The organism is Sandarakinorhabdus sp. (assembly GCF_031430775.1).
Classification (GTDB): Bacteria; Pseudomonadota; Alphaproteobacteria; order Sphingomonadales; family Sphingomonadaceae; genus Sandarakinorhabdus.
In genome coordinates this window covers 1-8032 of the sequence record NZ_JANPCD010000142.1, presented here as the reverse complement: position 1 = coordinate 8032, position 8032 = coordinate 1, and the positions used below count along the sequence as shown (strand labels likewise).

Genomic DNA, 8032 nt, shown 5'->3' with positions numbered 1-8032 from the left:
GCGGCGCGGGGGTTGCGGGATTTTTTCTGCCTGCTGGTGTTCCGCGCGCTGTGGGCGATGTTGTTCGTGCCGATCCTGCTGGAGTGGTGGCCGGCGCCGGCGGCGGCCGCTGCTGCCATCGTTGCCGACAGCGCCGCCTTGCTGGCGGGCGCCAATGCCAATCAGGCCGCTGTCACGCTGGACATCGGCAAATGGCTGCTCAGCCTCGTGCCGGCCAACATCTTCGACGCGCTGGCCAAGGGCGACATGCTGCCGGTGGTGACGTTCATCTCCGTCTTTGCGCTGGCCGCCGCCCGGCTGGACAAGGAACGCCATGACCGGCTGGTCGCCCTGTTCGATGCGGTCAAGGACGCCATGCTGGTGCTGGTCGGCTGGATTTTTGTCGCAGCGCCCGTCGGCGTGTTTGCGCTGGCAGTCAGCGTCGGCATCAAGGCGGGCCTGGGCGCCTTTGGCCTGCTGGGCCATTATATCGCCGTGCTGGTGGCGGTGCAGGTCGGGCTGATCCTGCTGGTCTATCCGCTGGCGATGGTTTTCGGCCGAGTCAGTCCGCTGGCCTTTGCCCGCGCCGCGCTGCCGGCACAGGCGGTGGCGGTGTCCACCCAGAGCAGCATTGCCTCGCTGCCGGCGATTTTCGACGGGGCGGAACGACTGGGCGTCCCCGAGGCCACATCGCGTGTCGTGTTGCCGCTGGCGGTGAGTATTTTCCGCATCACCAGCCCCTGCGCCAACATCGCGGTCGTGCTCTATTGCGGGCATTTGTACGGGATGGAGCACAGCACTCTGGCGTTCCTGGGCGCATTGCTCGCGGCGCTGGTTGCGGCTGTCTCAACGGGCGGCCTGCCCGGATCGATCACATTTCTGGCCGCCTGCGTGCCCATCGCCAATGCCATGGGCGTGCCGATCGCCGTGCTGCCCGTACTGCTCGCCGTCGAGCTGGTGCCGGACATTTTCCGCACTTTGGGCAATGTCACTGCCGATCTGGCCGTGACGACGATTTTGGGGAAGCCCACGAAATAGCGTGATGGCTGGACTCCTTGGCGCCACGCGTTAACTAGCCCGGCGAACAGGAGTGAACCCATGGGCTACAAGGTCGTCGTCGTCGGTGCCACAGGCAATGTCGGACGGGAAATGATGAACATTCTGGCCGAGCGGGAATTTCCGCTCGCCGAGGTCGCAGCCGTCGCGTCATCGCGCTCGACCGGCACCAAGGTGGAATTCGGCGACACCGGCAAGGAGCTCAAGGTCCAGAACATCGAGAATTTCGATTTCACCGGCTGGGACATTGCGCTGTTTGCCGCCGGCTCCGGCCCGGCCAAGATCCACGCCCCGCGCGCCGCCGCTGCGGGCTGTGTCGTCATCGACAACAGCTCGCTGTTCCGCATGGACCCGGACGTGCCGCTGATCGTGCCCGAAGTGAACCCCGACGCCATCGACCGGTATAAAAAGCGGAACATCATCGCCAACCCCAATTGCTCGACGGCGCAGATGGTCGTGGCCCTCAAGCCGCTGCACGATGCCGCCACGATCAAGCGCGTCGTCGTCAGCACCTATCAATCGGTGTCGGGCGCCGGCAAGGACGGCATGGACGAGCTGTTCGAACAATCCCGCAACATCTTTGTCGGCGACAGCGCCACGCCGCGCAAATTCACCAAGCAGATCGCCTTCAACGTCATTCCGCACATCGATGTCTTTGTCGGCGGCGACACGGGCTATGACGGCTATACCAAGGAAGAGCTGAAGATGGCGCAGGAGACGCACAAGATCCTGTCGCCCGATATCCAGGTGACCGCGACCTGTGTGCGCGTCCCGGTGTTCGTCGGACATAGCGAAGCCATCAACATCGAATTCGAACGGCCGATTTCGGTGAAGGAAGCCCAGGCCATCCTGCGGGAAGCCCCCGGCGTCATGCTGTATGACAAGCGCGAGGATGGCGGCTACATCACGCCGGTCGAATGTGTCGGCGAATTTGCCACCTATATCAGCCGGGTGCGCAAGGACCCCACCGTGCCGCACGGCCTGGCGCTGTGGTGCGTGTCGGACAATCTGCGCAAGGGCGCCGCGCTCAATGCCGTGCAGATCGCCGAATTGCTCGGGCGGCGCCATCTGAAGAAGGCCGGCTGACACATATCGGTTCATGCATCGGTTCATGGGGGGTTCAAGCTGCGGACACAGTTGGAATGGCCATGGCCCGATTTGTGCCACACTGTGTTCCCAATGCCGCCATCTTGTCGAATATTTCGGTGGATTGTTCGATAATTACGCCGCTGTTCATCCTGAAGAAAGGGTCGGAACGCCTATCTCCCCGTTGCCGCGGTAGCAAAACCCGGAGTGTTCAAGGAGTTCCCCCCAATGATCAAATTCGCAATTCTCGGTCTCGCCCTCGTGGCGGCCCCCGTGCTGGCGCAGGACGCCGGCAGCAATTTCAACGGCCCATACATCGGTGCGCAGGCCGGCTGGCAGCAGGACCGCCAGACCCTGACCGTCACCACCCCGTCATCGTCGGCCACCAATTCCGGCAGCGGCCTCTCCTATGGCGGCCAGGTCGGCTATGACATCCGTCTCGGCGGCAGTGCGGTTCTTGGCGGCGAAGTTTCGCTGACCGGGCGCAGTGGCCGTACCGATTTCGACACCTTCGACCTCAAGCAGGGCCGCACCTTCAATGCCACGGCGCGTCTCGGCTTCATGCCCGATGACCAGAGCCTGATCTATGCACGCGGCGGCTATGCCAATGCCCGCTACACGATCGAAAACGCCACCACCCGCGTCTCGGAAAACCGCAACGGCTTCACCGTCGGCGCCGGTTACGAGCGCTATCTCGCCCAGAATGTCTCGGCCCGCCTGGAGTATAACTACTCCGATTTCGGTGCCGACGACCTGTCTGCCGCGATCGGCGCCGGCTCGCGCCTTGATTATAGCCGCCATGCGGTGACGGCTGGCGTCAACCTGCGCTTCTGATCGCAAGATCAGGACTGATATGGGGGCGGTACCGCAAGGCACCGCCCCTTTTTCATGTTTCGAAATGCCCCTCGGTGCGGGCGCGCAGCGTCTCCAGATCGACGCCGGGCGCCAGTTCGATCAGCTTGAACGGCGCGCCCTTGGCCGGCCGGGCCAGCACGGCGATTTCGGAAATCACCATGTCGACAACGCCCTTGCCGGTCAGCGGCAGCGTGCAAGCGGCCTTGAACTTGGTGCCGCCGTCCCTGGCATTGTGTTCCATCAACACGATGATGCGCTTGACGCCGGCGACCAGGTCCATGGCGCCGCCCATGCCCTTGACCATCTTGCCGGGGATCATCCAGTTTGCCAGATCGCCGTTCTGCGCCACTTCCATGGCGCCCAGGATGCTCAGGTCGATATGGCCGCCGCGAATCATGGCAAAGCTGTCGGCGCTGCTGAAATAGCTGGTGCGGCGCAGCTCGGTGATGGTCTGTTTGCCGGCGTTGATCAGGTCGGCGTCCACCTCGTCCTCAGTGGGAAACGGCCCCATGCCCAACATGCCGTTTTCGCTTTGCAGCGTGATGTCGATACCCGGCGCGATATGGTTGGCCACCAGCGTCGGCATGCCGATGCCGAGGTTGACGTAAAACCCGTCCTGCAACTCCTGCGCGGCGCGCGCCGCCTGCTGGTCACGCGTCCACATCACAGTGTCTCCTTCTGGCGAACCGTGCGTTGCTCGATGCGCTTTTCATAATCATGGCCGACGAACATGCGCTGCACATAGACGCCCGGCGTGTGGATGCTGTCGGGGTCGAGCGCGCCTGCCTCGACCAGTTCCTCGACCTCCACCAGCGTGATCTTGCCGGCAGTTGCCATCATCGGGTTGAAATTGCGCGCGGTCTTGCGGAACACGAGATTGCCGTACGGGTCGGCCTTCCACGCCTTGATGATCGACACATCGGCGACCAACCCGGTTTCGAGGATGTATTCCTCGCCGCCGAACAGCTTCACTTCCTTGCCGTCCGCCACCAGCGTGCCGACGCCGGTCTTGGTGTAAAAGCCGGGGATTCCCGCGCCGCCGGCCCGGATGCGTTCCGCCAGCGTGCCCTGCGGGTTGAATTCCAGTTGCAATTCGCCGGACAGATATTGCCGTTCGAATTCCTTGTTCTCGCCGACATAGCTGGAGATCATCCGGGCGATCTGCCGGGTTTCCAGCAATTGCCCCAGCCCGAAGCCATCGACACCGGCATTGTTGGAAATGACGGTCAGGCCCTTTACGCCGCTGGCGCGGATGGCGGCAATCAGCTTTTCGGGGATGCCGCACAGGCCGAAACCGCCCGACATGATGGTCATGCCGTCGAACAGCACGCCATCCAGCGCGGCGGCGGCATCGGGGTAAAGCTTGTTCGCCATGGCGGCTCCTTTTTTTGCAGCCCCGCAATAGCCAGATTGCGCCGCCCTCGCCAGTCAGGGTTGGAAGTTGACGAAGTTGACGGTTTCACCAGCTTTTGCGCGTGTTTCCTGCTGTTTCCCGCGCCAACGCCGCAGTAACCGACATTGCTGCCGGGCCGCAGTGTAACGGTTCATCGCGGTGTAGGACAGGGCCGTATCTTCCGGACCCAGAGGCGCCCGCGCTCGTCGTCGGTCTCAGGCCCGGCGCCGGCCGATCAGTCCGCCGATGGCGCCGGTCACCACGCTGCTCGCCGTGCCAACCGCCAGCAACGACGCCGGCACATCGCCAAGCGCGACCGACACCGCAATGCCGATAAAGGCGCACAACCCGCCGGCAGTGCCGCCGCCCGCCGCTGCCAACCTTGCACTGCCCGGTTCAGCACTGCCCGGTTCAGCACTGCCTGGTTCAGCGCGGGCCGCTCGCCAGCCGACCAGCGCCGAAATGCCCATGCCGCCGATGGCAAAGGCGTCGCGGATCGCCGGCACATAATGCCCCGCCACCACCATTGCGATTTGCAGGCCCGCGCCGATCAAAGTCTCGCGCGCCACGATCCGGCTGTTCATTGCTGGTTCTCCCCCCGAAGAAGCCCGATGCTGCGCCAACCCGCGCGCCGGCGCAAGAGGCAGGCCTCAGGCAACCTTGCCGGTGAACCCATCGCGCAATTCGCGTTTCAGCACCTTGCCGATATGGCTGCGCGGCAGCTCGTCCAGCAGGATGAGCGCGGCGAGGCGCTGTGTCTTGCCGACCGCGGCGTTGCACGCGGCGCGCAAGGCGTCGGCATCGGCGCCTGGTGCCACCACGAACGCCACCGGGGTTTCGCCCCATTGGTCGGACGGCACGCCGACCACGGCGGCTTCGACCACGTGCGGCAACGCCAGCAACACCGCCTCGATATCGGAGGGGTAGATGTTGAAGCCGCCGGAAATCACCATGTCCTTGGCGCGGTCCATCAGCGTCAGGAAGCCGTCCTCGTCCAGCCGGCCGATATCGCCGGTGCGCAGCCACATGCTGCCATCTGGCGCCGTCCAATAGGCCTTGGCGGTCAGGTCGGGGCGGTTCCTGTATCCGTTCATCGTGGCCGGCGACTGGCCGACAATCTCGCCGGGGGTGCCGGGGGCCACGTCATGGCCGTCCTCGTCGATGATGCGCACACCGTGCCCGGGGTTGGGCCGGCCGACGGTGTGCAATTTGTCTGGATGCAGATGCGCCGAAAGCATGAACGACACGCCGCCTTCGGTCATGCCGAAAAACTCGATCAGCCCGCCGGGCATGCGCGCCAGCACTTGCGCCTTGAGTTCGGCCGAAAACGGCGCGGACGTGCAGAATTTCATCTGCATCGCCGACAGGTCGGTATCGTCAAAGGCGGGATCGGCCAACAGGCGGCGATACTGCACCGGCACCAGCATGGTGTGGGTGGCGCCGTGCATCTGCGCCAAGGCCAGCCATTCGCCGGCGTGGAATTTGGGCATCAGCACCGATGTGCCGCCCCAGGCCAGCGTCGGCAGGAACGATACCAGCGTCGTGTTGCTGTACAGCGGCGTCGACAGCAGCGTCACGCAACCGGGGCCATAGCCGAATGCCTTGGCGCCGGTGATGTGCAGGGTGCGCATGGCGACGCTTTGCACGATGCCCTTGGGCGTGCCGGTGGTGCCGCTGGAATAGATGATGTTGAACGGCGCCTGCGGATCGATCGGGCCGAGGCGGGGGACCGGTGCAGTCGGGTCGATGAAACCGCCCAGCGCATCCAGATCGACAAGGGTATGGCCAGCCAGCACGGCGCCGAATTCCGCGCGGTTCGCAGCATCGACGAACACCAGCCGCGCGCCGGAATCGGCGACCATCGCGGCGATCTGGTCGGGGGTGGACGACGGCGCCATCGGGGCCATGCAGGCCCGCAAATGCAGCACAGCAGCCCAGAGCAAGGCATATTCGATGCTGGAGGCCGCGATGGCGGCGACGCTATCGCCCGGTTTCACGCCATTGTCGGCCAATGTGCCGGCCAGTTTGCCCATCCGGGCGTGAAAATCGCGCCAGTTGATGGATTTGCCGCCGGCGATGACCGCCGTATCGTCGGGGCGCCGCGCCGCATGGTCGGCAATGGCGGCGGGCAGATCAAACGGCGGCGTCGCTGTCTCGGGGGCTGTGTTGGTCATCGGCGCAAGTTGGACGGGCGCGCGGCACCTGTCCAGCCTGCGGGAATGACAGGGGTCAGGCGACCAGCGGCGGCACTGGCTGGCCAAGTTTGGCCAAGGCATCGGCGTGCGAGCGATAATTGGCCATCAGGCGGGCGCCGTGGCTGGAGTTGCCGTCATGGCGGGCGATGGCAACGGCCAGTGCGGCGGCGGACTTGGTCATCTGATCGATCTCGCGCGTGCGACGCTTTTCGATGAACCCAGGCAAATATTTGACCAGCGGCACCAATATGCCGGCAATGGTGATCATGGTGAAAAGGGTCATCAGGATCGGGATGACGTTGTGCGTGGGCATCTGAGCGGCTCCTGGTCACGTGTGTCAGCGGCATTGTTGCCACCGGCGCTGGCATTGTTGCCGATTTTTTGCAGCGTCCGCCAGTCCCCATGCGCCCGGCCCTTATGCGCCAGAACGAAAAAAGAGCGTCACCAGACAGAAAAAAGGCGGCGGCACCAGCGTGCCGCCGCCCGTTTTCATGTCATCCGGCAGCTTTACAGCGGCGAGATGTTGACCGCAGCCTGCTTGCCGCGACGATCTTCTTCGAGCTCGAAGGAGACGCGCTGGCCTTCCGACAGGTTCGAGAGACCGGCACGTTCCACGGCCGAAATGTGCACAAAGGCATCGGGACCACCGTCTTCACGCTGGATGAAGCCGAAGCCCTTCTGGCCGTTGAAGAACTTGACGGTGCCGTCAACGCGTTCGCCATTGGTGACCGGGGTCGGGCGATCACGGAAACCACCAGCAGCGGCGCCAGCAGGGGCACGGGCCGGACGATCGCCGAAGTCACGTGATTCGCGCGGTTCACGTGCCGGACGGTCTTCGACAGCCATCGGTTCGCCATCGATACGGATATCGGTGGCAGACACGCGGCCGTTGCGTTCCGTCAGGGTGAATTCGAGCGGCTGGCCATCGGCCAGGCCGGTCAGGCCGGCGCCTTCGACAGCGGAGATGTGGATGAAAACGTCTTCGCCGCCGTCATCGCGCACGACAAAGCCGAAGCCCTTTTGCGCGTTGAAGAATTTGACGACGCCCTTGGCAGTGCCAATGGCAATGCCGGGGCTGGCATCACGGCGCGGGCCGCCGAAGCCGCCGCCTCCACCGCCGCCGCCGCCGAAGCGGCCACCGCCGCCGCCGCCGCCGAAGCCGCCGCCACCGCCGCCGCCGCCACGACCACCGCCGCCGCCGAAGCGATCACCGCCGCCGCCGCCGAAACGGTCGCCGCCGCCGCCGCCGCCGAAGCGATCACCGCCGCCGCCGAAACGGTCGCCGCCGCCGGCTGCAAAGCCGCCACCGAAGCCGCCGCCTTCGAACTGGTCGAAACCACGTTCGCGCTTGTCGAAACCACCACCACGCCCGGCACCACGTCCGCGTCGATCAAAGCTCATTTTCTGTCCAAGTCTTCCATAAGTCAGTACAAGTTGGTGCCCGTCGGCGGCGATGCGGTGAACCTCA

Annotated in this window: 9 protein-coding genes; 3 read left to right on the top strand and 6 right to left on the bottom strand. The window is 64.7% G+C overall.

The window, feature by feature from the left end; genetic code table 11:
* The 3 genes from RMQ73_RS08905 to RMQ73_RS08895 form a co-directional block, all read left to right on the top strand.
* On the top strand, window positions 1–1017 hold a 1017-nt coding region (locus tag RMQ73_RS08905), incomplete at its 5' end, for a cation:dicarboxylate symporter family transporter (protein WP_310497802.1).
* A gap of 60 nt (window positions 1018–1077) precedes the next feature.
* Complete coding sequence (locus tag RMQ73_RS08900; protein WP_310497801.1) at window positions 1078–2121, top strand: aspartate-semialdehyde dehydrogenase; 1044 nt, start codon at window positions 1078–1080, stop codon at window positions 2119–2121.
* A 228-nt stretch (window positions 2122–2349) separates the two neighbouring features.
* On the top strand, window positions 2350–2955 hold the full coding sequence (locus RMQ73_RS08895) for an outer membrane beta-barrel protein (RefSeq protein ID WP_310497800.1): 606 nt from the start codon (window positions 2350–2352) through the stop codon (window positions 2953–2955).
* A gap of 52 nt (window positions 2956–3007) precedes the next feature.
* On the opposite strand, the gene RMQ73_RS08890 is transcribed toward RMQ73_RS08895, so the two are convergent.
* From RMQ73_RS08890 to RMQ73_RS08865, 6 genes are all read right to left on the bottom strand, one after another.
* Window positions 3008–3640 (bottom strand): 3-oxoacid CoA-transferase subunit B, encoded by a 633-nt coding sequence (locus RMQ73_RS08890; RefSeq protein ID WP_409049855.1) that lies wholly within the window; start codon window positions 3638–3640, stop codon window positions 3008–3010.
* On the bottom strand, window positions 3640–4350 hold the full coding sequence (locus RMQ73_RS08885) for a CoA transferase subunit A (protein ID WP_310497798.1): 711 nt from the start codon (window positions 4348–4350) through the stop codon (window positions 3640–3642). Before RMQ73_RS08885 ends, RMQ73_RS08890 begins: the two co-directional genes overlap by 1 nt.
* A gap of 234 nt (window positions 4351–4584) precedes the next feature.
* Window positions 4585–4953: a hypothetical protein gene (locus tag RMQ73_RS08880; protein ID WP_310497797.1), complete on the bottom strand. Its 369-nt coding sequence runs from the start codon at window positions 4951–4953 to the stop codon at window positions 4585–4587.
* Window positions 4954–5019: 66 nt separating this feature from the next.
* The gene (locus RMQ73_RS08875) at window positions 5020–6543 is read right to left on the bottom strand and encodes an AMP-binding protein (protein ID WP_310497796.1); all 1524 of its coding nucleotides are present in this window, start codon (window positions 6541–6543) and stop codon (window positions 5020–5022) included.
* A gap of 55 nt (window positions 6544–6598) precedes the next feature.
* Window positions 6599–6877, bottom strand: a complete 279-nt coding sequence (locus RMQ73_RS08870) for a hypothetical protein (RefSeq protein WP_310497795.1) — start codon at window positions 6875–6877, stop codon at window positions 6599–6601.
* Between the two features lie 194 nt (window positions 6878–7071).
* A complete protein-coding gene (locus tag RMQ73_RS08865; RefSeq protein ID WP_310497793.1) occupies window positions 7072–7965 on the bottom strand; it encodes a cold-shock protein in 894 nt (297 codons plus the stop codon).
* Between the last annotated feature and the right edge of the window lie 67 nt (window positions 7966–8032).

Excerpts from the sequence above, each read along its gene's own strand:
- RMQ73_RS08880 (WP_310497797.1), bottom strand. The coding sequence starts at position 4,953 with ATGAACAGCCGGATCGTGGCGCGCGAGACTTTGATCGGCGCGGGCCTG.
- RMQ73_RS08875 (WP_310497796.1), bottom strand. The coding sequence starts at position 6,543 with ATGACCAACACAGCCCCCGAGACAGCGACGCCGCCGTTTGATCTGCCC.
- RMQ73_RS08890 (WP_409049855.1), bottom strand. The coding sequence starts at position 3,640 with ATGTGGACGCGTGACCAGCAGGCGGCGCGCGCCGCGCAGGAGTTGCAG.
- RMQ73_RS08865 (WP_310497793.1), bottom strand. The coding sequence starts at position 7,965 with ATGAGCTTTGATCGACGCGGACGTGGTGCCGGGCGTGGTGGTGGTTTC.
- RMQ73_RS08870 (WP_310497795.1), bottom strand. The coding sequence starts at position 6,877 with ATGCCCACGCACAACGTCATCCCGATCCTGATGACCCTTTTCACCATG.
- RMQ73_RS08900 (WP_310497801.1), top strand. The coding sequence starts at position 1,078 with ATGGGCTACAAGGTCGTCGTCGTCGGTGCCACAGGCAATGTCGGACGG.
- RMQ73_RS08885 (WP_310497798.1), bottom strand. The coding sequence starts at position 4,350 with ATGGCGAACAAGCTTTACCCCGATGCCGCCGCCGCGCTGGATGGCGTG.
- RMQ73_RS08895 (WP_310497800.1), top strand. The coding sequence starts at position 2,350 with ATGATCAAATTCGCAATTCTCGGTCTCGCCCTCGTGGCGGCCCCCGTG.